The organism is Acinetobacter sp. HZNU-JH01 (assembly GCF_037996845.1).
GTDB classification, from domain to species: Bacteria; Pseudomonadota; Gammaproteobacteria; order Pseudomonadales; family Moraxellaceae; genus Acinetobacter; species Acinetobacter haemolyticus.
The window spans coordinates 353622-377716 of sequence record NZ_JBBMZX010000001.1 but is presented as its reverse complement, the minus strand read 5'-3'; the positions used below and the strand labels follow the sequence as shown (position 1 = coordinate 377716).

General features: G+C 37.7%; 24 protein-coding genes. 21 read left to right on the top strand and 3 right to left on the bottom strand.

Annotated elements, in window-relative coordinates; all coding sequences use genetic code 11:
* The first annotated feature begins 316 nt into the window (after positions 1–316).
* From AAC851_RS01830 to AAC851_RS01805, 6 genes are all read left to right on the top strand, one after another.
* Positions 317–1954 (top strand): CTP synthase, encoded by a 1638-nt coding sequence (locus AAC851_RS01830; protein ID WP_004639226.1) that lies wholly within the window; start codon positions 317–319, stop codon positions 1952–1954.
* 30 nt (positions 1955–1984) lie between these two features.
* On the top strand, positions 1985–2842 hold the full coding sequence (gene kdsA, locus AAC851_RS01825) for a 3-deoxy-8-phosphooctulonate synthase (protein ID WP_004639225.1): 858 nt from the start codon (positions 1985–1987) through the stop codon (positions 2840–2842).
* A 91-nt stretch (positions 2843–2933) separates the two neighbouring features.
* The gene (eno, locus tag AAC851_RS01820) at positions 2934–4223 is read left to right on the top strand and encodes a phosphopyruvate hydratase (RefSeq protein WP_004639224.1); all 1290 of its coding nucleotides are present in this window, start codon (positions 2934–2936) and stop codon (positions 4221–4223) included.
* 129 nt (positions 4224–4352) lie between these two features.
* Positions 4353–4718, top strand: a complete 366-nt coding sequence (ftsB, locus tag AAC851_RS01815; RefSeq protein ID WP_004639223.1) for a cell division protein FtsB — start codon at positions 4353–4355, stop codon at positions 4716–4718.
* A complete protein-coding gene (gene ispD, locus AAC851_RS01810; RefSeq protein ID WP_017396078.1) occupies positions 4708–5415 on the top strand; it encodes a 2-C-methyl-D-erythritol 4-phosphate cytidylyltransferase in 708 nt (235 codons plus the stop codon). The genes ftsB and ispD overlap by 11 nt, the downstream gene beginning before the upstream one ends.
* A 126-nt stretch (positions 5416–5541) precedes the next feature.
* Positions 5542–6018: a DUF6438 domain-containing protein gene (locus AAC851_RS01805; protein ID WP_005090442.1), complete on the top strand. Its 477-nt coding sequence runs from the start codon at positions 5542–5544 to the stop codon at positions 6016–6018.
* Positions 6019–6076: 58 nt separating this feature from the next.
* Here AAC851_RS01805 and AAC851_RS01800 read toward each other — a convergent pair whose 3' ends face one another.
* Together AAC851_RS01800 and AAC851_RS01795 are read right to left on the bottom strand one after the other, a co-directional pair.
* On the bottom strand, positions 6077–6841 hold the full coding sequence (locus AAC851_RS01800) for an RES family NAD+ phosphorylase (protein ID WP_160127108.1): 765 nt from the start codon (positions 6839–6841) through the stop codon (positions 6077–6079).
* Entirely contained in the window at positions 6838–7209 is a 372-nt protein-coding gene (locus tag AAC851_RS01795; protein ID WP_004639219.1) for an MbcA/ParS/Xre antitoxin family protein, read from the bottom strand. Before AAC851_RS01795 ends, AAC851_RS01800 begins: the two co-directional genes overlap by 4 nt.
* Positions 7210–7424: 215 nt before the next feature.
* On the opposite strand from AAC851_RS01795, the gene AAC851_RS01790 reads away from it, so the two are divergent.
* From AAC851_RS01790 to AAC851_RS01765, 6 genes are all read left to right on the top strand, one after another.
* Complete coding sequence (locus AAC851_RS01790; protein ID WP_075315625.1) at positions 7425–7838, top strand: YeeE/YedE family protein; 414 nt, start codon at positions 7425–7427, stop codon at positions 7836–7838.
* Between the two features lies 1 nt (position 7839).
* Positions 7840–8253, top strand: a complete 414-nt coding sequence (locus AAC851_RS01785) for a DUF6691 family protein (protein WP_005090445.1) — start codon at positions 7840–7842, stop codon at positions 8251–8253.
* 14 nt (positions 8254–8267) lie between these two features.
* The gene (locus AAC851_RS01780) at positions 8268–9140 is read left to right on the top strand and encodes an MBL fold metallo-hydrolase (protein WP_075315624.1); all 873 of its coding nucleotides are present in this window, start codon (positions 8268–8270) and stop codon (positions 9138–9140) included.
* A 167-nt stretch (positions 9141–9307) separates the two neighbouring features.
* The gene (locus tag AAC851_RS01775; protein WP_075315623.1) at positions 9308–10006 is read left to right on the top strand and encodes a histidine phosphatase family protein; all 699 of its coding nucleotides are present in this window, start codon (positions 9308–9310) and stop codon (positions 10004–10006) included.
* Between the two features lie 141 nt (positions 10007–10147).
* Positions 10148–10408: a hypothetical protein gene (locus AAC851_RS01770; protein WP_005080592.1), complete on the top strand. Its 261-nt coding sequence runs from the start codon at positions 10148–10150 to the stop codon at positions 10406–10408.
* A 126-nt stretch (positions 10409–10534) separates the two neighbouring features.
* Positions 10535–11119, top strand: a complete 585-nt coding sequence (locus AAC851_RS01765) for a uracil-DNA glycosylase family protein (protein WP_075315622.1) — start codon at positions 10535–10537, stop codon at positions 11117–11119.
* Between the two features lie 14 nt (positions 11120–11133).
* Here AAC851_RS01765 and AAC851_RS01760 read toward each other — a convergent pair whose 3' ends face one another.
* Entirely contained in the window at positions 11134–12690 is a 1557-nt protein-coding gene (locus AAC851_RS01760; protein WP_340600416.1) for a phospholipase D family protein, read from the bottom strand.
* Between the two features lie 186 nt (positions 12691–12876).
* Between AAC851_RS01760 and AAC851_RS01755 the strand changes: the two genes are divergently transcribed.
* The 9 genes from AAC851_RS01755 (at position 12877) to hchA (ending at position 24062) form a co-directional block, all read left to right on the top strand.
* Positions 12877–13152, top strand: coding sequence for a metal/formaldehyde-sensitive transcriptional repressor (locus AAC851_RS01755; RefSeq protein ID WP_075315621.1), 276 nt, complete (start codon positions 12877–12879; stop codon positions 13150–13152).
* A 20-nt stretch (positions 13153–13172) separates the two neighbouring features.
* Positions 13173–14282: an S-(hydroxymethyl)glutathione dehydrogenase/class III alcohol dehydrogenase gene (locus tag AAC851_RS01750; protein ID WP_340601029.1), complete on the top strand. Its 1110-nt coding sequence runs from the start codon at positions 13173–13175 to the stop codon at positions 14280–14282.
* 259 nt (positions 14283–14541) lie between these two features.
* On the top strand, positions 14542–16368 hold the full coding sequence (atzF, locus tag AAC851_RS01745) for an allophanate hydrolase (protein WP_340600415.1): 1827 nt from the start codon (positions 14542–14544) through the stop codon (positions 16366–16368).
* Between the two features lie 16 nt (positions 16369–16384).
* Positions 16385–19990, top strand: coding sequence for an urea carboxylase (uca, locus tag AAC851_RS01740; RefSeq protein WP_340601028.1), 3606 nt, complete (start codon positions 16385–16387; stop codon positions 19988–19990).
* Between the two features lie 11 nt (positions 19991–20001).
* Complete coding sequence (locus AAC851_RS01735; protein ID WP_113997257.1) at positions 20002–20697, top strand: GntR family transcriptional regulator; 696 nt, start codon at positions 20002–20004, stop codon at positions 20695–20697.
* Between the two features lie 31 nt (positions 20698–20728).
* Positions 20729–21037, top strand: a complete 309-nt coding sequence (locus tag AAC851_RS01730; RefSeq protein ID WP_075696518.1) for a hypothetical protein — start codon at positions 20729–20731, stop codon at positions 21035–21037.
* Positions 21038–21195: 158 nt separating this feature from the next.
* The gene (locus tag AAC851_RS01725; protein ID WP_340600414.1) at positions 21196–22071 is read left to right on the top strand and encodes an AraC family transcriptional regulator; all 876 of its coding nucleotides are present in this window, start codon (positions 21196–21198) and stop codon (positions 22069–22071) included.
* Positions 22072–22078: 7 nt separating this feature from the next.
* A complete protein-coding gene (locus tag AAC851_RS01720) occupies positions 22079–23083 on the top strand; it encodes an NAD(P)H-quinone oxidoreductase (RefSeq protein WP_340600413.1) in 1005 nt (334 codons plus the stop codon).
* A 106-nt stretch (positions 23084–23189) separates the two neighbouring features.
* Positions 23190–24062 (top strand): glyoxalase III HchA, encoded by an 873-nt coding sequence (hchA, locus tag AAC851_RS01715; RefSeq protein ID WP_445290547.1) that lies wholly within the window; start codon positions 23190–23192, stop codon positions 24060–24062.
* Positions 24063–24095: the final 33 nt, after the last annotated feature.

Genomic DNA, 24095 nt, shown 5'->3' with positions numbered 1-24095 from the left:
CTGAAAATATCACTGATACTAGCTGAGTTTGTTGATATTTTATAAATGCTTGCACTGATAAGCTTATTAGTTGGTGGGTTCGAACCACGTATATGCATAATTTTTGAAGACAGAAACCAAATTTAGGAATAACCAAAGCAATTTATGTATTAAATCTCCACAAATCCCGTAAATTTTTATCGAAAATGCTGATAGAATAGTCAGTTGTTTATAGTTCTTTGAATTGATGCGGTTTGACTTTGCTTTATAGGGGCAGAGTACAGTAAAATTGCCCAACATTGTAGGCCGATTTCGGCTCGATTGTACGAGAAACTCAATGACCCATTTTATTTTTGTCACTGGTGGTGTGGTTTCATCACTAGGTAAAGGTATTTCTGCTGCTTCTGTTGCTGCACTTTTGGAAGCTCGTGGCTTGAAAGTCACTATGGTAAAAATGGATCCATATATCAATGTCGATCCAGGCACCATGAGCCCATTTCAGCATGGTGAAGTTTTTGTCACAGAGGATGGTGCTGAAACTGACTTAGATTTGGGATATTACGAACGTTTCCTACGTCGTGCAAAAATGACCAAGTTGAATAACTTTACAAGTGGTCGTGTTTATCAGGATGTTTTGAATAAAGAGCGTCGTGGTGATTATTTAGGTGGTACGGTTCAAGTTATTCCACATATCACAGACAACATCAAAGAACGCGTATTGCGTGCTGGCGAAGGCTATGATGTTGCCATTGTAGAAATTGGCGGTACTGTAGGTGATATCGAATCACTTCCATTTATGGAATCAGTACGTCAGTTAATGGTTGAGCTTGGTCATAAGCGTACCATGCTTATGCACTTGACCTTATTGCCATATATTAAATCTGCTGCTGAGCTTAAAACTAAGCCTACTCAGCACTCAGTTAAAGAACTTCTTTCAATCGGTATTCAACCAGATATCTTGATCTGTCGTACTGAATACGATGTTGATGTTGATACAAAGCGTAAAATTGCATTGTTTACGAATGTAGAGGCACGTGCAGTTGTTGTATGTAAAGATGCAAAAACAATTTACCAAATTCCACGTACTTTCTATGAGCAAAACGTGGATGATTTGATCTGCGAACGTTTCGGCTTTAATGATCTTCCTGAAGCAAATCTAGAAGATTGGGACAATGTAGTAGAAGCATTACTCAATCCTGAATACACAGTCCGTGTTGCAATGGTCGGTAAGTATGTTGAGTTACCAGATGCATATAAATCTGTAAACGAAGCGCTTTTACATGCAGGTATTCAAAATCGCGTTAAAGTTCAGATTGATTATGTCAATGCTGAAGATCTTGAGCAGCAAGACATCAGTGTTTTAAATGCTGCTGATGCGATTCTGGTTCCAGGCGGCTTTGGTGAGCGTGGTACTGAAGGCAAAATGAAAGCAATTCAATATGCACGTGAGAACAATATTCCTTTCTTGGGTATTTGTTTAGGAATGCAGTTGGCAGTTATCGAGTTCGCTCGTCATGTTGCTGCTATGCCAGAGGCAAGTTCAACAGAGTTTAATCGTTCAACTAAGTATCCTCTCATCGGTTTAATTACTGAATGGTTAGATGAGCGTGGCGAATTACAGCAACGTAGTCTTGAATCTGATTTAGGCGGCACCATGCGTCTAGGTGCACAAAAATCTGAATTGGTTGAAGGCACTAAGACTCGTGAAGTATATGGTAAAGCAGAAATTACTGAGCGCCATCGCCATCGCTATGAGATGAATAACCGTTTTATTGATGCGATTGAAGAAGCAGGGATGAAGATTTCTGGTTACTCTTCAGCGCAACATTTAGTTGAAACTGTAGAAATTCCTGAACATCCTTGGTTTATTGCTGTACAATTCCATCCAGAATTTACAAGTTCACCACGTGATGGACATCCATTATTTGCTAGCTTTATCGATGCTGCGAAAAAACAGCATCAAAATAGTAAGTAATGTAGGCTTAAATAAACTGGGAAAGTTTAAATGTCACAATTAAAAGCACAAGAGGTTGTACGTTTAGGCGATATACAAATGGCAAATCATTTGCCATTTGTATTATTTGGCGGAATGAACGTACTAGAGTCCAAAGATTTAGCATTTGAAATTGCTGAAACTTATATTGATATTTGCAAACGCCTAGATATTCCATATGTGTTCAAAGCGAGTTTTGATAAAGCAAATCGTTCGAGCTTGAACTCTTTTCGTGGACCTGGTTTAGAAAAAGGCATTGAGTGGCTTGCTGACATTAAAAAACAATTTAATGTTCCGATTATCACAGATGTTCACGAGCCATATCAGGCAGCACCTGTCGCTGAAGTTGCAGATATTATTCAGCTACCCGCATTTTTAAGTCGTCAGACTGATCTTGTTGAAGCAATGGCAAAAACTCAAGCCATTATCAATATCAAGAAAGCACAGTTCCTTGCACCTCATGAAATGCGTCATATTTTGCATAAGTGCTTAGAAGCTGGAAATGACAAACTCATTCTTTGTGAACGTGGTTCGGCATTTGGTTATAACAACTTAGTTGTAGATATGCTTGGCTTTGACATCATGAAAGAAATGAATGTTCCAGTATTCTTCGATGTAACACATGCATTGCAGACACCTGGTGGTCGAGCTGATTCTGCAGGTGGTCGCCGTGCTCAAATTACGACTTTAGCACGTGCAGGTATGGCAACAGGTTTAGCTGGTTTGTTTTTAGAAGCACATCCTGATCCTGAAAAAGCGAAATGTGATGGACCATGTGCTTTGCGTTTATCACAACTTGAGCCATTCTTGGCGCAATTAAAAGAATTGGATACTTTGGTTAAAGGATTCAAAAAGTTAGATACACATTAAGCCGGTTTTTCCCCTTTGAGTTCCTCTAACAAGGGGGTTCTCAATGTAAATCAAGGTTTAATTTAATATTCATTCAACAGAGGAATTGTTCATGAGCCAAATCGTTGATATTCGTGCACGCGAAATTTTGGACTCTCGTGGTAACCCAACCATCGAAGCAGACGTAATTTTAGAATCTGGGGTTGTTGGTCGTGCATGTGCACCATCTGGTGCTTCAACTGGTTCTCGTGAAGCTTTAGAACTTCGTGACGGTGATAAATCACGTTACTTAGGTAAAGGTGTACGTACAGCAGTTAACAACGTTAACACATTGATTCGTGATGCTTTGTTGGGTAAGTCAGTTTTTGAGCAAAAAGACATTGATAACACAATGATCGCGCTTGATGGTACTGAAAACAAAGAAAAATTAGGTGCTAACGCAACTTTGGCTGTTTCATTGGCCGCTGCACGTGCTGCTGCTGAAGAAAAGAAACTTCCTCTTTTCCAATACATCGCGGATCTTCGTGGTCAAACAATTTTAACCATGCCTGTACCGATGATGAACATCCTCAACGGTGGCGAACATGCGGACAACACTGTTGATATTCAAGAGTTTATGATTGAGCCTGTTGGCTTCACTTCATTCTCTGAAGCGTTACGTGCTGGTGCTGAAGTATTCCATTCTTTAAAATCAGTTTTAAAGAAACAAGGTTTAAATACAGCAGTTGGTGATGAAGGTGGTTTTGCGCCTAACTTACGTTCTAATGAAGAAGCGATTACTGTAATCCTTCAAGCAATTGAACAAACAGGTTACAAAGCTGGTTCAGACATGATGCTTGCATTGGACTGTGCATCTTCAGAATTCTACAAAAACGGTCAATACGTTTTAGAAGGCGAAGGCAATCGTGCATTTACAAGCAACCAGTTTGCGGATTATCTTGCAGGTCTTGTAAACCAGTATCCAATTATCTCAATTGAAGATGGTTTAGATGAATCTGACTGGGAAGGTTGGAGTTACTTAACATCAATCCTTGGTGATAAGATCCAATTGGTTGGTGATGATTTGTTCGTTACAAACCCTAAGATTTTACAACGTGGTATTGATGAGAAAGTAGGTAACTCTATTTTGATCAAATACAACCAAATCGGTACGTTGACTGAAACTTTAGATGCAATCTATCTTGCAAAAGCAAATGGTTACTCGACAGTAATTTCTCACCGTTCTGGTGAAACTGAAGATTCAACAATTGCTGACTTGGCAGTGGGTACTGCAGCTGGTCAAATCAAGACGGGTTCACTTTGTCGTTCTGACCGTGTAGCAAAATATAACCAATTGCTTCGTATTGAAGAATTAACCAAAGCGGCTTACCGTGGTAAGGCTGAATTTAAAGGTCTAAACTAAGGTAACGTGTATCTATGTTGAATTCTCCTGATGAACTTTCTTTACAAAAGAGAGAAACTTCACGAATTAATAATCCGATAAAATTCGTGACAGATCTTCCTTTAAAAAGAAGGATGTAGGGAGTTTTCAATGTTAGATGTTTTTCAATCTACTTCAAGTAAGTTGATTTTATTACTGGCGGTTGTTTTGATCGCAAGTTTACAGTATCGATTTTGGCTAGGTGAGGGAGGCTATGTCCCTCATCAAGCATTAACTCAACAGATCCAACAACAAGCAGAGATTAATACTGAGTTAAAAGAGCGCAATCGTATTCTAGCGGCTGAAGTTTTTGATTTAAAAAATGGAAGTGAAGCGATTGAAGAACATGCACGTTTAGATTTGGGTTTGATTAAACCTAACGAAACATTTGTGCAAATGAGTACGATTAGTACCCAGTATAAACCAATATATATCGATCCAAATGCGAAAGTAGACACAGCAACCAATGAGAACTAAGCTATGGGCGGTTGTACCAGCAGCAGGTTCTGGCAGTCGTTTTTCAAAAACTGAATTAAAACAATATCAATTTATCGAAAATCAAACGGTGCTTCAACACACGGTAAACCGGCTTCATACATTAGATTTAGCAGGTTGTGTTCTCGCTATCGGTGAGCAAGATACTTTTGCCAAGACATTATCCTTTCAACGTCAAGACAAAATGCATTTTTGCTTGGGCGGTTCAGAGCGTGTTCATTCAGTATTGAATGCTCTCATATATTTATCCGATATTGCTGATGAAGATGATTGGGTGCTTGTACATGATGCTGCGCGACCATGCGTCACATCTATATGTTTACAAGAGCTTGTACGTTCAGCAATTGAAACTGATACAAACTCGATTTTAGCCATTCCTGTTCGAGACACCTTAAAGCAAGTTCAAACTAAGAATCAAATAGAAAAAACAGTAAATCGTGAGTTCTTATGGCAAGCACAAACACCACAAATGGCAAAACTCAAAGATTTACAATATGCAATTGAAGTAGCTTTGGCAAATCAAGTGATTATTACCGATGAGGCAAGTGCTTTAGAATATATCAATCAGCCTGTACATGTTGTACAAGGTCGATCAGATAACATTAAGATTACTTATAAAGATGATTTAGAGCTTGCGCGTCTTATTCTAAAATCTCAAGCAGAGAACTCAAATATTTAGGTGCTTTCTTGAACTGGAAATAGCCTAAGTAGAATATGTGAATTTTATTATTTATCTACACAGATAAATGACAATTAATTCACAATTTGTTAAATTTGAACAACATTCTTGATAATGGGTCAATAAATGAAAAAATTATTAATTGCTGGACTTTTTACTTTCTCACTGGTTGGTTGTGCATCTACTCCTCAACAGCCACAGACAACAGCACAAGAAACTATTCGCTATTCATCTAGTCCATGTTTCGGTACTTGTCCTATTTATTCTGTTGAAGTTTCTCCTAATGGTTCAGTCCACTTTGATGGTAAGCAATATACCAAAGTAACAGGAACTCAAGATCTTACAGTTGATCCTTCTGTTTATAAAAAATTACAACAAGAGTTAAAAACTTACCGTCCTGAAACAGGTGCGAATGTTAAAACTACGGGATGTGAAGAAACTGCAACAGACCAGCCGAATGCATATTTTTCTTGGAAAAGTCCAGATGGTACAGTGACGAACTTAAGTCACTATATGGGGTGCATTTCACCAGCAAATGCTGAGTTAAATAAACTGATTGAGAAATTACCTAAATTGATCGGAATTGAAGATTTAGTAAGTTAATCAACGCTAAGCTTTATATGTGCCCCGATATTTCGGGGCCTTTTTCTATTATGTGCTTTTATGCAGGCATTGGAAAAATACCTTGTTGTAAAAACTGCGATAATTCAAAGCGAACGATATCAGATCCTTCTACTGCTTTAAATATAACTTCTTCAGCACCTATGTCACAGAACCATTGTTCTCGATCTAAAGGGCTATTCTGGTTGAAATGCTCTGCGGTGAATAATCCGACACAGGTAGCATGATCACTTGCTCGAGCTGACGGATACTCAAAGATCTCAATTCCTTCATTCCGCATTGCTGTACCTAATAGTTGTGCATAACTATAATTTGTAGGATGAGCAATTAGATCCAGATATTGGTCAAAAGGAGGGGATTGTAAACGAATACCCTTATGGCAGTGATAGCCTACTGAAAATAGAGTATGCTCAGTGCGTATCGTTTTTTTCTTTGGTGCACCATCCATTGAGTGCCAGAATACAAAGCGATAATAAGCTGATTCAGCCAATGTCACATTGACACTACACCCACCATAAAAAATACTGGGTTCAAAAGTACGGCCGAAACGTGATCCCCATTTTAACGGTGGATAACGAAATGGTGTTTTGAGTAGGTAATGTAAATGCTCTGACTTTGGAGGATATGGTGGTTTAACTAACTCTAACATATCCTCGAGCAATGCTTGTTCTTCTAAAGTATCAACCAACTGCCTAGTTGCAATTTGTTCTTGGCTTTCAACTAGACGATATAAAGTACCTGATAAAGGTGAGACTTGTTTGTTTCCTTCACAACTTTGCCATAAATTTTGCTCAATGGCAGTCATACTTTACCTCGAATCGCATCGACAAATTGAAGAACTGAAACCAGTCCACTTATACTTTCAATTTGTTCAACAGGAATACCACCTGTAACACGATTTGGTGTGTTCAAAAAATGACGCATCCAATCCGTGTCTCCGCCAGTTAGTGCATACAATGCGCGTGATAAACGAATAAGAAGCAATGCTAACTCACCTTGTTTAGATGCGGGATCTAATTCAGGATTATTTTTCAATCGACTAATCGCTGTGCGATGTACACCTAAAATGGCGGCAAGTTGTACTTGCTTTAAATCAAGTTGCTCAGCGGCACTGAGTACTGCTTTTGCAAGAACTACTTTTTTATCTGCGGGTTGTTTTAATAATGCACTCATGATCAAACCCTCATGTTGTATATGCACTTATTTTAATACAATTGTGCAAAATGCACAACGTGCTACTTGAAGTAATTCCTTTTTGATGCTTCCAAATCAATTTTTAAATGAAATTGATGTAATCTAAAATAAGAATTACATGAAATATAGAAAAACACCTTATATTATTATTGGTAATAATATATTATAAAAACATATATTGTTTGAGGTGGAATATGCATAGCATCTTGATGGCTTTGATCGGTGGCGGAATACTTGGAATTTCTGTTATTGGCTATTTGTATGTCAATGGGCGGATTGCTGGAATCAGCGGATTACTGGCACAGCTACTGCACCCTAAAGCTTTTTTTTATAGTCCAGCATTATGGTTTCTATTGGGATTATTGCTCACTCCATTTGTTTATCAACTATTTCTTCAGCCTGAAATTATCATCAAATCATCACCATTGGGGTTAATTGTAGCAGGGCTTTTGGTTGGTTTTGGTACACGTTTAGGTTCTGGTTGTACGAGTGGTCATGGTATTTGTGGGATCAGTCGATTATCAATAAGGTCAATTGTTGCAACAGTTACATTCATGTCCGCAGGTATAGCAACCGTATATATCATTCGTCATTTAATGGGGCTGTAATATGAAAAATTTGTTTGCTTTTATATTTGGCAGCTTATTTGCTATTGGCTTAATGATTTCTGGAATGTCTAATCCTGAAAAAGTATTGGGATTTCTTGATATTTTTGGTGACTGGGATATTAGCTTAATGTTTGTAATGGTTGGTGCTATTCTGGTTGCAATCATTCCATTTCAAAAGGCGATTCGAAATCCTAGAACATTATTTGGTGAAAAAATTAATCTACCAACAAACTCCCAGATTGATAAAAATTTAATTATTGGTGCATTGTTGTTTGGTATGGGGTGGGGCATTGCAGGAGTATGTCCAGCGCCAGCAATTACATTAATAGGTTTAGGTTATTCAGAAGCTTGGTATTTTATCGGAGCAATGTTGTTGGGCATATATTTGCATTATGTTTGGGCTAAACGACAATAAATAGGAGTGATTAAATGCAACATCCTCAAGTTAAAGCTTTTTTTGATGAAAACACAAATACGTTTAGCTATGTAGTTAGTGATGCAGAGACCAATGTGTGTGCTGTGATTGATAGTGTATTGGATTATGATCCAGCTTCTGCCTCAACAAAAACGACACATGCTGATGAAATTATTGAGTATATTCAAAAAAATCATTTCCGAGTAGAGTGGATACTAGAAACACATGTCCATGCAGATCATTTGACCGCATCTCAGTATCTCAAAGAGCGTTTAGGTGGCAAGATTGCGATGAGTGAAAAAATTAGTATTGTGCAAGAGACCTTTATCTCTATATACAATCTTGATGTAAAGACATTTAATTCACACCAAACTTTTGATTATCTTTTTAAAGATCATGAACATTTTATGATTGGCAAATTGGATGCTTACAATATCCCTACGCCAGGACATACCCCAGCTTGTTTGAGTTACGTGATTGGTGATTCTGTCTTTGTTGGTGATACATTGTTCATGCCAGATTATGGATCGGCTCGTTGTGATTTTCCGAAAGGTAGTGCAGATATTTTGTTTGATTCGGTCCAAAAGCTATATGAATTGCCAGATAAAACGAGAGTTTTTCTGTGTCACGATTATAAACCTAAAGGAAGAAATGACTATATTTGTGAAACAAGTATTCATACGCAGAGAGAGACAAATATTCATATAAACAAACTCACAGCGAAGCAGGATTTTGTCCAAATGAGGCAGGCGCGTGATGCAACTTTGTCTATGCCAAAACTTATATTACCTTCTATACAAATCAATATGGATGCTGGTCGATTTCCTGCACCAGAAGCAAATGGTGTCCGTTACTTAAAATTACCATTTAATTATTTTAGTCATTAATTTCGATGCTTCAGTCGATTTAGTTATTTTTTGATTTGAAATAGCCTAAGTAAATTATAAAATTTACTTAGGTTTTACCAATTTAAAAAGATTTAATTTTGAAATTAATTCAATGACTATGATAAAAATACATTTCTTTTAATCTGTATAGAAACTAGGGTAGTTTGATGACCACCATCTATTTAGTCAGACATGGTCAAGCTTCATTTGGTAAAAGTAATTACGATGAGCTTTCAAAGAATGGAGAAGCTCAGGCCCAACTTTTAGGTCAATATTTCAAAAATATTTTTACTGAACAACCCTATATTATTTCGGGCAGTATGAAGCGTCATCAACAAACAACACAAATTTCTTTAAAAGAATGTTTTCCTCAGGCCAGTTATGAAGTTGATGGCTTGTGGAACGAGTTCAATCATCAACAAGTATTTTCTTTATATGAACCAAGATTTGCAAAACCAGAATTGTTAAAGCAAGACGCTTTTAAAGAAGTAGATCCAAGGGCGTACTTAGCACAGATCTTTGATGAGGCAATTGCTCGATGGACAAATGAAGCATTTCATCATGAATATGATGAATCTTGGCCAACATTTAAAACTCGAGTGGAAGCAGCACTTAAAAATCTGTGTATAGAACTCACAAATAATCCAGCTCAAGAGGCTGTTGTATTCACTTCTGGAGGGGTTATTTCTGTCATTATTGGTAAATTACTTGAGTTAAGTGTACAGCGAACTTTCGCTTTGAGTTGGTCTATTGCAAATACAAGTGTGACTACATTAAAACTCGTAAATGGTGAACTTCTACTATTAAGTGTAAATGAGCACCAATTTATCAAATCCAAGAACCCAGCTTTGTTAACATGGTTATAGGGATGTTTTATATGAAGGGCAAAAAATTGTGTGTCCTTCATTTATATGACAAAAAATATACAGATGAGAAGTTTTTCGGCTAGGAATTTGTTTTTTTTATGGTATAAAAATATCTCAACTATTTAAACTTGAGAATAAGAAATGTCTGAACAAAAATATCATTGGTATTTAATTGGCTATACATTTAATGATAAAAGCAGTGGTAGCAACACACGGAATTTTAGTATCCAATTACCTTTAGAGAAGCTTCTGCCACCAGTTTCTAAGTCAAAATTGAATGAGTTGGGTGTTATTGGTCTTGAATGGTTAAAGAAAAATGATCCTTCTTCTGAGCCGGAAAACTTATTTGCTATATCAATTGGTTATTTGGGTGAAATGACGATGCAAGAGTTCAATACTTAAGCTCAAATAACAGATGAGAAAGCCCTATAAGTGGGCTTTCTTTTTTAGCTGAACGCTAATAATTAGATCAAATCAAAGCCATCAGCGAAGACAACGTAACATATCTTAAATTTTGGTTTTGTATAAATGATTGATATCGAGACACATCCTTTAGTTCCATTTTTGCCATCAAAGGCAAAGCTTTTGATGCTTGGAAGTTTTCCACCGCCACAAAGCCGATGGAAGATGGATTTTTACTATCCGAATTATCAGAATGATATGTGGCGGATATTTGGTTTGATTTTCTTTGAGGATAAAGATTACTTTTTAGATTTGCCCAATAAAAACTTTAAAGAACAAATCATTCGAGACTTTTTAACTCAAATTGGGGTCGGAATATTTGACACTGCTTATCAAGTGAAGCGCTTGCAAGGTAATGCATCAGATAAATTTTTAGAAATCGTCACGCTCACAGATTTATCAAAATTGCTAGAGCAAATTCCACTGTGTCACACCATCATGACGACAGGTGATAAGGCAACTGACACGCTAATGCAGCATTTCCCTGAACAAGTCACTAAACCGATGATTGGGCAATCTGTACAAGTCAATTATATGGATCGGGAATTAAGTTTATATCGTTTGCCTTCATCATCACGGGCATATCCGCTAGCACTAGAGAAAAAAGCAAATGCTTATCGTCAGTTCTTCACGGAAATAGGATTAGTCTAGTTATCAATATTGATTTACATCATCCATTCCACTGGAAAATATGACACAAAGTTCATAGTAAAACGCTGAAACTTAGTGCTTTCAGGATCATGGTGATGCTTTATTATCTCGCCATTTTCTTTATGTTCATACCAGATAATATTGCCATCCGTATCAAGTTTGAGCTGATAGGCAACTTGTAGCATATGTTCATCAAGAAGTGTGGTGATTTGATTTTGTAAATGATCAGATTCAACAACTAATCCTACTTCAGTATTTAAGTGAGCCGATCGTGGATCAAAGTTAAAGGAGCCAATAAAAACTTTACCATCTACATCAAAAAATTTTGCATGTAAGCTTGATCGGTTTTTACCTTTGACTGGAATGACACTACCTGTAGCGACTTCATACCAAGTCCTTTTCTTACGTTCAATATTTGGTTTGAACTCATAAAGTTGCACACCATTTTGCAACAGTGATTTTCGATATTGACTATAAAAGGAATGAACCACGGCGACATCATTAGCAACTAAACTATTGGTTAATACACGAACCTTGATGCCGTTATTTGAGAGTTGATTTAAGTATTCTGTCCCACGTTTGGTAGGTACAAAATACGCAGAGACTAACTCCATATGTTGTTCTGGTTTCCCCATAATTTTTAAGACTTGAGAATACAAAAGATCTTGTTCCTTTGCTTTTCCTGATGCTTTATTTGGGTGATCCGCAACGAAATGTGCTTTGGCCCATTGAATAGGATAATTTTGAAGTCGAATTTTCAAATAATCTTGAGCAGACTCTAATTTACTCTCTGTTAATGTATTTTTTTCATCTAATGCCTGATAGTGCTGTTTGATTTGTTCGAGTTGTTGGTTTGTTCCTTTACCAATGAGTTGTTCGGTCGAATAACTCAAATCACTATTCCAAAATTCATTAAATATTTCCACGGCATGATCTACAGAAGATCCATAGAATAAGATATCCATATCACTAAACTGAAATTGATCACTTGCTTCAAAATACTCACTACTAATGTTTCGACCGCCAGTAACAGCAATCGATGAATCCGTAATAGTAAGTTTATTGTGCATACGATGGTTGATCTGATTGAGCCTAAAGATATAGTCAATAAAACGAAGATGTCTGAATTTATATGGATTAAAAATACGAATTTCTAAATTCGGATGTTGAGAAAGTGCTTCAAGTGTTTTATCAAGTTTTGTTCCATTTTGATCGTCGATTAATAAGCGGATTTTCACCCCTCGGTCTGCTGCTTTGAGTAACTCATACAACATCAAGTTGCCGATAATATCGTCATTCCAAATATAATATTGGAGGTCCAGTTGATGTTTTGCATTTCGAATTAAGTGCATACGAGAGGCAATGCTTAGAAATGCGTCATCTAAAGCTAAAACAGCCGTTAGGCCTTGTTCAATGTTGAGCTCAGATTGTGGGTCGTTTACCCATTTTGTTTTAGTCTGCAAGGGATAATTACTCCACTCATTATTTTGATTGGTTGGTAAAGTGCAACCGCTCAGCCCTAAGACAATGGCAAGTGTTATGACTTTGAAATGGTATGAATTTTCTATCATTTTATTTGTCAAGATTGAATCCATCTGTAATTTATATGTTGTTGATTTTATATATCTCTAAAACCTTTTTATTTCTAAGGTCTTAATGTAACGATTTAAAATTATTCTATATAAAAGTATCAATATTGAACCTATGTACTATACTGGTGTATAGTATATTTTTTTAGATTTAATGTGGTCGACATTATGCCTAAACAATTAGAGGATAAAAAAAAGATTCTCACACGTGTAAAACGAATTCAAGGTCAAGTTCAGAGTGTGGAACGTGCTTTGAAAAATGACACAGAGTGTGCTGATATTTTGCAACAAATCTGTGCAGTCCGTGGTGCATTAAACGGTTTGATGACTGAACTCCTCGAAATCCATTTAAAAGATACATTGGTTGTTGGTGACTCTTCTGAGTTGCAACGCAGTCAAGAGCTTATTCAAGTCAGTAAAATTCTTAAATCTTATTTAAAGTAAAATTAAGGAGCAATATTGTGATTAAATCTCGTGCAGCTGTGGCTTTTGCCGCTGGTCAACCATTACAAATTGTAGAGTTAGATGTTGAACCGCCAAAAGCAGGTGAAGTGCTTATTAAAATTACCCATACTGGTGTATGTCATACCGATGCCTTTACTTTATCAGGTGATGATCCTGAGGGGGTTTTTCCAGCAGTATTGGGACATGAAGGTGCAGGCGTAGTAGTTCAAGTTGGTGAAGGTGTTACAAGTGTTGAAGTGGGTGATCACGTCATCCCTTTATATACAGCAGAGTGTAAAGAATGTTTGTTCTGTAAATCAGGTAAAACCAATCTCTGTGTTGCCGTCCGTGCAACCCAAGGTAAAGGTGTGATGCCTGATGGAACCACTCGCTTCTCCTATAATGGTCAACCGATTTATCACTATATGGGATGTTCAACTTTCAGTGAATATACGGTTGTGGCTGAAGTGTCGTTGGCAAAAATCAATCCAGAAGCAAATCATGAACAAGTCTGTTTATTAGGTTGTGGGGTGACCACAGGTATTGGTGCAGTACATAATACCGCGAAGGTACAAGAGGGCGATAGCGTTGCTATTTTTGGACTTGGTGGAATTGGTCTTGCTGCGGTACAAGGTGCGCGTCAAGCCAAAGCTGGACGTATTATTGTGATTGATACCAATCCTGATAAGTTTGAACTGGCAAAGCAGTTTGGTGCAACTGACTTCTTAAATCCAAAAGATTATGATCAGCCGATTCAACAAGTGATTGTTGAAATGACAGGTTGGGGCGTTGACCATTCTTTTGAATGTATTGGTAATGTCAATGTTATGCGTTCAGCCTTGGAATGTGCACATCGTGGTTGGGGGCAATCAGTGATTATTGGCGTTGCCAGTGCCGGTCAAGAGATCTCAACGCGTCCATTCCAGCTAGTGACAGGGCGTAAATGGATGGGTACTGCTTTTGGTGGTGTAAAAGGTCGTTCACAATTACCAAAAATGGTAGAAGATGCGATGAACGGTGAGATTCAGCTTGAACCATTTGTAACCCATACTATGCCACTTGAAGATATCAATGATGCGTTTGATCTCATGCATGAAGGCAAATCGATCCGTACGGTGATTCATTTTTAATTTTTAAGTTTAGATTTGATGGTGTATAAGCTACATCATCAAATCATTCAATGTGAATTGATTTATATCATTACTATCAGACTGTGCTGAATTATGGAGCATCTGCATTAAAACAAAGCTTTTTTAGCACCATTAGCTTATCTCTAAATTTTAATAATACTCATATTTAAGACAATATACTGAATTTTATATAAAAAATTAATTGGCACACTTTCTGCATTTATTTATCCAAACTTGTATACAAGATGGGATTCATAAAATGCATGAGATAAAAACTTTAGGTTGGACAATTTCAGAGTGGCAAATAGCTTATTCGAAAAATGAGATCCAACTTGATACTTTAAAAGATTTAGTTGCATCAATTGATCCTCAAGACAATGCGTGGATTTCAATTGCGACGGTAGAACAGATTGAACAGCAAATTCAATTTCTCAATGAATTAACTAAAGAAGCTGAGAGTTTAGCAAAACAATTTCCACTCTACGGTGTTCCATTTGCAGTTAAAGATAATATTGATGTTGCTGGGTTTGTAACTACCGCAGCTTGTAAAGCTTTAACGACTGTTGCAGCAGAAGATGCTGAAACAGTACGTTTGTTAAAACAAGCGGGAGCAATCGTAGTTGGTAAAACCAACCTTGATCAGTTTGCAACAGGTTTAGTAGGAACTCGCTCTCCATATGGTGCTGTCGCAAATGCATTTAATTCTAAATATGTCAGTGGCGGCTCAAGTTCTGGTTCAGCAAGTGTGGTTGCTCGTGGATTTGTCCCATTTGCATTAGGCACAGATACCGCAGGTTCTGGACGTGTACCAGCGGCATTTAACAATATTGTTGGGCTAAAACCAACCAAAGGACGGTTTTCAAATCGAGGGTTATTGCCAGCATGTAAAAGTCTAGATTGTATTTCGATCTTTGCTTTAACTGTTGTAGATGCAGACTTGGTTGCAAATATTTTAGAAGCCTATGATCTATTAGATAGTTATTCACGTAAGCATCCAAAGAATGTGCCAGCGCATTTCTCTAGCAAATTAAAATTTTCCATTCCAGAAAAACTAAATTTCTTTGGAGATGAACAGGCTGAAAAAGCGTTTCAGCAAACAATCCAATTACTTGAGTCATTAAATGCTGAAATCACTAAAATTGATTTTTCAGACTTTGAGCAACTGGCGGTGCAACTATATCAAGGTTCATGGGTGGCAGAACGTACCGCAGCCGTTGAATATTTACTGAAAACCAATCCTGATGCATTTGATCCAACGGTATTAGAAATTATTAAAAACGGCGAAAAATATTCAGCGGTGGATGCCTACAATGCAGAATATTTAAAACAAGATTTAGCTCGAAAAATCCAACAAAGACTGGCTGACTTTGATGCCTTAATTGTTCCAACCGCACCTACAATTTATACCATTGAGCAGCTTGAACAAAATCCGATTGAATATAACGCTCATTTAGGAACCTACACTAACTTTACCAACTTGGCAGATTTGAGTGCTTTAGCTTTACCAGCAGGATTTAGGGCTGACCATTTACCATTTGGGATCACTCTAATTGCACCTGCTTGGCATGATGCGGCATTGGTTCATTTTGGCAAAGCTTGGCAAAACTATCTTTCACTGAAATTAGGAGCATTGGATAAAGCTCTGCCTTTAAGTTCTGCTACACCTATTTCGCAACATCATATTCGTGTTGCAGTCGTTGGTGCTCATCTAACAGGTATGCCATTAAATTTTCAGCTCACCACACGTGATGCCGTACATATCGAAACCACAACGACCTCTAAAAACTATGCGCTTTATGCTTTGAATGGCACCGTTCCACCGAAACCCGGCTTAGCACGTCAGCAAGATGGTCAAAGCATCATTGTTGAATTGTGGGATGTCCCAACTGCTCGATTTGGTGAATTTGTGGCTGAAATTCCGACACCTTTAGGCATGGGTAATGTCGAACTAGAAGATGGGCGCTGGGTGAAAGGTTTTATCTGTGAGCCTTATGGCATAGATGATGCAGAGAATATTAGTCATTTTGGTGGATGGAGAGCCTATATCCAGCATCGTAACAGCCAAGCAGCAAACACAGCGAATTAATTGGGGGGAAATCATCATGTTTAAAACTGTACTTATTGCAAACCGTGGTGAAATTGCTGTTCGAGCGATTCGCACACTTAAAAGATTAGGTGTAACCAGTGTTGCTGTGTATTCGGATAGTGATCGTTATGCGCAACATGTTGAAGATGCTGATATAGCAATTGCATTAGATGGTTTAAAACCAGCCGATACTTATTTGAGTATTGAAAAATTAATTCAGGCAGCTAAACAAACTGGCGCGGAGGCAATCTTTCCAGGTTATGGCTTTCTTTCTGAAAGTGCAGATTTTGCTCGTGCTTGCGAAGAAAATAATATTGCTTTCATGGGACCAACGGCTGAGCAAATTCTAGAATTTGGTCTAAAGCATCGTGCTCGTGAATTAGCTGCTGCTGCCAATGTACCAATGACACCGGGAACTGGATTGTTGGATAGCTTAGAAGAAGCACTGATTGCCGCAGATCGTATTGGCTATCCAATTATGTTGAAAAGTACTGCTGGCGGTGGTGGTATTGGTTTGACTCGTTGTGATTCGCCACAAGCCTTGACCGACGCTTACGAAAGTGTAAAACGTTTGGGCGAACAGTTTTTCAAGGATGCAGGCGTATTTATTGAATGCTTTATTGATAAAGCGCGTCATGTTGAAGTACAAATTTTTGGTGATGGAAAAGGGCAAGTCGTTGCCTTTGGTGAGCGTGATTGCTCTTTGCAACGTCGTAACCAGAAAGTGATAGAGGAAACGCCTGCGGCAAATTTACCTGAAGCGACACGAAAAAAACTACATCAAGCAGCGGTAGAACTGGGTAAATCCGTTAATTATCGTAGTGCAGGAACAGTAGAGTTTATTTACGATGCCAATCGAGATGAGTTTTATTTTTTAGAAGTGAATACACGCTTACAGGTTGAGCATCCAGTCACTGAGATGGTTACAGGTTTAGACTTAATTGAATGTATGCTCAAAGTGGCTGCTGGTGATGAACTTGATTGGAAATATCTCAGCAATATTCAGCCTAAAGGCGCAGCGATTGAGGTTCGTGTTTATGCTGAAGATCCCGTTAAAAATTTCCAGCCTAGTCCCGGTGTACTGACAGAAGTTGCATTTCCAGAGGGGATTCGGGTTGATACTTGGGTGAAAACTGGCACAGAGATTTCTCAATACTTCGACCCGATGATTGCCAAAATTATTGTGCATGCTGACGATCGTGCCTGTGCTATTGAAAAATTAAAGAATGTATTGGCTGAAACACGCTTGAACGGTATCAGTACAAACTTGGATTATGCACGTGCCATCGTTTCAGATCAGCGTTTTGAATCTATGCAAATTTGGACAAGAATGTTGGATGATTTCAACTACACACCAAATGTCATTGAAGTGGTTCAAGCAGGGACGTTGAGTTCAATTCAAGATTATCCGGGTCGTACAGGCTATTGGGATATTGGTGTACCGCCATCTGGCCCAATGGATGACTATGCATTTCAGCTCGCCAATCGTATTGTTGGGAATGATGCTAAAGCCGCAGGTTTCGAGTTTACCTTAGTTGGACCAACATTAAAGTTTCACACAAATACGATTATTGCTTTGGCGGGAGCAAGCTGTACTGCGTTGTTAGATGATCAGGAAATTGATTTTTGGAAGCCTGTAGAAGTTAAAGCAGGACAAATTCTAAAAATCGGTCAAGTAGAATCAGGTTGCCGCACATATTTAGCGGTTCGAAATGGTTTGGATGTCCCTGTATATTTAGGCAGTCGTTCTACTTTTGCGCTTGGTAATTTTGGTGGTCATGCAGGTCGTACCTTACGTGTTGGTGACATGATTAAAATGGTTGATCCAGCATTTGCGAGTGCAGAATTGCCACTTGCACATGATGAACCTCAAGCGTTATCGGCTGAATTGATTCCTGAATATAGTAATGAATGGGAAATTGCGGTGTTATATGGCCCGCATGGCGCACCAGATTTCTTTAAACCTGAATATGTAGAAGAATTTTTTGCATCAGAGTGGACAGTACACTTTAACTCGAATCGTTTAGGTGTGCGTTTGTCAGGACCAACGCCAAGCTGGGCAAGAGAAAATGGTGGTGAAGCCGGTCTACATCCATCCAATGTCCATGACTGTGAATATGCAATCGGTGCAATTAACTTCACAGGCGATTTCCCTGTGATTTTGGCGAAAGATGGTCCAAGTTTAGGTGGTTTTGTTTGTCCTGTGACCATTGCAAAAGCTGAACTTTGGAAAGTGGGTCAGCTCAAAGCCGATGATAAAATTCGTTTTTATCCAATTACGGTTGAACAAGCCAATGAGCTTGAACGTCAGCAAATTGAAAATATCCAAAACTTTGCGGAAGCAAGCAAAGTTGTAGAAACGATTGAGCCAATTCAAGAGGTAGTCAGTACGATTTTGGCACAACGTGAACCAACTGAATTGTCGCCAAAAACAGTGTATCGCCAAGCAGGTGATAGTTATATTCTCTTAGAGTATGGCGAAAATGTTCTAGATTTGGCTTTACGGTTACGTGTGCATCAACTGATTCAAATGATCCGTAATGCAAAAATTGCAGGCGTATTGGAACTGTCACCGGGTGTTCGTTCACTACAGATTAAATACGATGGCTTAGTAATTCCACAATCACAATTGATTGCTCAATTACTTCAACTCGAAGAAGAGATGGGCGATTTGAGCCAATTAAAAATCCCATCTCGTATCGTACATTTGCCGATGGCATTTGAAGACAGTGCGACTTTAGGAGCTGTAGAACGCTATCAAGAAAGTGTTTGCTCTAAAGCACCGTGGTTGCCAAACAACGTTGATTTTATCCAACGTATTAATGGTTTGGCAGATCGAAATGAAGTGAAAGATATTATTTTTGATGCAAACTACTTAATTCTTGGCTTGGGTGATGTGTATTTAACTGCACCTTGTGCCGTACCGATTGATCCACGTCATCGTTTACTGAGTTCTAAATATAATCCAGCTCGTACCTTTACCGCAGAGGGAACTGTTGGGATTGGTGGAATGTACATGTGTATCTACGGCATGGATTCACCGGGCGGTTATCAATTGATTGGGCGTACTTTACCAATTTGGAATAAGTTTAAGAAAAACAAACAATTTGGTGATAAGCAATGGTTCTTACAATTCTTTGATCAAATCAAATATTTTGAAGTGACAGAAGAAGAACTCAATCAATGGCGTGCTGACTTTGAAAATGGACGTGCAGAAATCCAGATTGAGGAAACTGAATTCGATTATGCGGATTATGTAAAATTCTTGGAGAATGAAGCTGAAAGTATTGCCGAGTTTAAAGTTAAGCAACAACAAGCATTCACAACTGAAGTGGATCGCTGGAAAGAGGAGTTTGCAGCTCAACCTGAAGAACAGATTCAAGAAAATAACCATGCTGATTACAGTCATTTAGCATCATTGAATGCATCGATGACAGGTAATATCTGGAAAATTTTTGTTGAACATGGTCAAGAGGTTAAAAAAGGCGAAACTGTTGCTATTATTGAAGCAATGAAAATGGAACTTCCTGTTTATGCAGAAGAAGATGGCATTATAAAAGCTATTATTTGTAGAGCAGGGCAAACCGTACATAGTGGTGAACCACTGGTTTATATGGAATAAGGCAAGGTTGCATGAAAGAAACCAAAATAAAAACAACAAAAAGCTCAGACAATTTGTCTGAGCTAGTTTACCAACGCATCAAGAATGATATCTTTGATTTCAAACTGATGCCAGGTGAACGTTTCACTGAATCTGAAGTTGCAAAAGCTTATGATGTAAGTCGCACCCCAATCCGACAAGCACTATATCGTTTGCAACAAGAAGGTTATGTTGATGTGAGTTTTCGTAGCGGTTGGCAAATCCGACCGCTCAATTTTCGTTATTATGAAGAACTTTATGATGTGAGGATCGTATTAGAAAAAGATTCCATTCGTAAACTTTGTCAGTTAGATCATCAAAACTCGGTTGAATTATCCGTTTTAAAAGATTTATGGTTGATTGAACCACAACAATATCTAAAAGACATTAAACAACTGTCACAACAAGATGAAGATTTCCATTGCGCATTGGTTCGTGCCTCTGGAAATAATGAAATGGCGCGAATTCATCGTGATTTGAGTGAACGAATTCGTATTATCCGTCGTTTAGACTTCTCAAAAGATTATCGCGTTGAAGCGACTTATCAGGAGCATCAAAAAATACTGGGTTATATTTTTAATCGTAAAGTAGATGAAGCCATTCAGGCGATTGAAGCACATATTATGCAAAGTCGTGATGAAGTGAAAAAAATTACTTTACAGATGTTGGATTCAAGTCAGTTTTATTAAGATTAGAGTATGGTGAGCAATAAGGATTTTTATGGATAACTGGCATTATGCCGTTGTAGCTTCAATTGTGACTATACTTGGAATGAGTTTAATTTCATTTCTCAAACTTTTTAAACTATGGAAGGCTTCCTTAAGTATTTTTTTTATTTCTAGTATAGGGTTTTGTATCATTGGAGGATTAGGTAGGAAATCTGAAAATCATGGCTTTGATGGTGCATGGGGAAAACATGGTATATTGATGGAGTTTATGAATCTAGAAATAATTATGGTTAGTTTAGGCGTGGGTGCTTTTATAACACTATTATTTTTCTTAGCTATTGTTTTTTCTGATAATAAATAATATTTAGTTTTTGCTAGCTCATTTTTATAAATCTATATCACATGTTTAAATGAACTTCACAAAACTCTTTTTCCTATGCCTAATCCTGCATAAAACTAACATCTTTCCTGAATTTTCTATTTAATAATAAAATCATATTTCAAATCATCAGATGACACATGATGAATGATCAAATACTTAGCTCACTGTTTTTAAAACTTGTTGCAAAAGAAGGCTTCTTTGCGACCGCGATAGATGGCATCACTTTGATGCGTGTAGATCGCAACACACCACCATTAGCCGTATTGCAAGAACCGACCTTAGTTTTTGTTTTACAAGGCAGTAAACGTGGTTATATCGGAACTGAAACCTATGCATTTCAGCAAGGCGAATGCCTTATTGTCTCTGTGTCTATGCCATTTGATTGTGATACGGTTGCAAGTCCTGAATTGCCTATGATTGCGGTGAGCATGAAACTAGAGGCGGATACGGTAAATGAGTTGTTGGCAAAAACATATTTTGAAAATGATAAATTTAAACCACTCACTACAGGTATGAGTGTAATTCAATATGATGAAACCATTTTGAATGTATTGATACGATTATTAAAAACTTTAAGTTCTGAACAAGATAGCTTGATTTTAGGTGAACAAATTAAACGAGAGTTATTGTATCGAGTTATTCAACATTCGGGTGCAGATGCTTTAACAGGATTAGTAGTTCAAGGCAATTTACGACAGATTTATAAGATTTGTGAATATATTCAACATCATTTTACAGAGAAATTAACAGTGGAAATGCTTGCTGAGCAAGCCAATATGAGCATTTCTGCCTTTCATAAAGCATTCAAACAAGTCACATTACATTCACCTTTGCAGTATCTCAAAGTCACGCGGTTGCATAAGGCAAAACAAATGTTGCAAAACGAAAACCAAAGCGTTGCTCAAGCAGCTTATGCTGTTGGTTATCAAAGCTCATCTCAATTTAGTCGAGAGTTTAAAAAGCAGTTTGGTTTTTCTCCTAATCAGACTGAAGTAAATATAGATAAGGAATGAGTAAGTCATGAATCAAAATAGTAGCGAACAAATGAAATATATCGAAATTACTCAAGCTGGTGGTCCTGAAGTTCTAAAAGTTGTACAAGGTAAGAAACCTGAGATTAAAGAAGATGAAATACTAATTGAAGTCTATGCCACAGGCATCAATCGCCCTGATATTTTGCAAAGACAAGGGTTGTATCCGATGCCGAAAGGTGTAACGCAAATTCCAGGATTGGAAGTTGCTGGCATCATTTCGCAAATCGGTTCAAAAGTAGAAAAATTTAAAGTCGGTGATAAAGTTTGTGCGCTAACCAACGGCGGAGGGTATGCAGAATACTGTGCTGTCCCGGCAAATCAAACCTTAGCAATCCCAAAAAATCTGAGTTTTATTGAAGCTGCGGCTATTCCAGAAACTTATTTCACAGTATGGGCAAATCTATTTCAGATCGGACAGTTAAAAAAGAATGAAACCGTGTTAATTCATGGAGGAGCTAGTGGAATTGGTTCTACAGCGTTGAGCTTGTGTCATGCGATGGGTATTCAAACTTTTTCCACAGTGGGAAGCGACGAAAAAGCAGAAAAATTAAGCTCAATTTCGACGGTTATTAATTATAAAAAGCAAGATTTTGAACAAGAAATTTTGTCACGCACAGATCAGCATGGTGTTGATGTGATCTTGGATATTATTGGTGCTGCTTACTTTAATCAGAATCTGAGATTGCTAAAAAGAGATGGGCGACTGGTAATTATCGGATTTATGGGCGGTCGAAAAGTAGATGGTTTTGATATTCAAGAACTCATGCTAAAACGCGCTGTGGTGACTGGCTCAACGATGCGCGCACGAACCAATGATGAAAAAGCAAAAATTACCCAAGAATTGGAGCAGTTGGTTTGGCCACTAATCGAAACAGGTCAATGTAAACCGATTATTTATAAGACTTTTGCTTTTGAAGAGGTTGCTGCAGCACACCAATGTCTGGAAAGCAGTGAACATATTGGAAAAGTGGTACTCGAAATTAAATCGTAATTTTGCCTAATCGTATTCAATCTATGCCTATTTATACATCAAGCTTGAGAATGATCACTTGGAAAAGCAATATGTAAATCAAACATATCCTACGAGGAATTTGAACATGACAACAAATACAGATGATCGTAACCCAACTCCAGATTTAGCTGAAGATAATGCTTTTTTTCCATCACCTTATTCTCTAAGTCAGTATACTGCTCCTAAAACTGACTATGACGGAACTACATACCCAAATCCATATCAAGGCGATAAAAAGATCCTCATGATTGCAACGGATGAACGCTATATTCTGATGCAAAATGAGAAATTCTTTTCTACAGGGAATCATCCAGTAGAAATGTTGTTACCGATGTTCCATTTGGATAATGCTGGTTTTGCCTTTGATGTTGCAACGCTTTCAGGTAATCCAGTAAAACTTGAAATGTGGGCAATGCCAAAAGAAGAGCAAGTGGTTTTGGATACTTATCATAAGTACGAGAAACAACTGAAATCTCCACTTAAATTAGCTGACATTTTAGATCAAGCTTTAAGTGCTGATTCACCATATGCTGGTATTTTCATTCCAGGTGGGCATGGGGTTTTGGCTAAAATTCCTGAGAGTAAAGAAATTAAGGCTTTATTAAAATGGGCAGTGGATAATGACAAATATGTGATTACTTTATGTCATGGCCCAGCTTCTTTATTGGCAGCTGCTGTAGATGAAAATCCAAATGACTACATTTTTAAAGGTTATCAAGTTTGTGTATTCCCTGATTCTTTAGATAAAGGTGCCAATATTGATATTGGATACATGCCGGGGCAGTTGCCGTGGTTGGTTGGTGAAAATCTGGAAAAGCTTGGTGTAGAAATTTTAAATAAAGGGATCACAGGGCAAGTGCATAAGGATAGAAAACTTCTAACAGGTGATAGTCCATTGGCCTCTAATAATTTAGGAAAACTAGCAGCTGAAAATTTATTGGCAGACTCAAGCCTTTAAGCATTATTTATTTTAATAATGAAAGACCTTCAA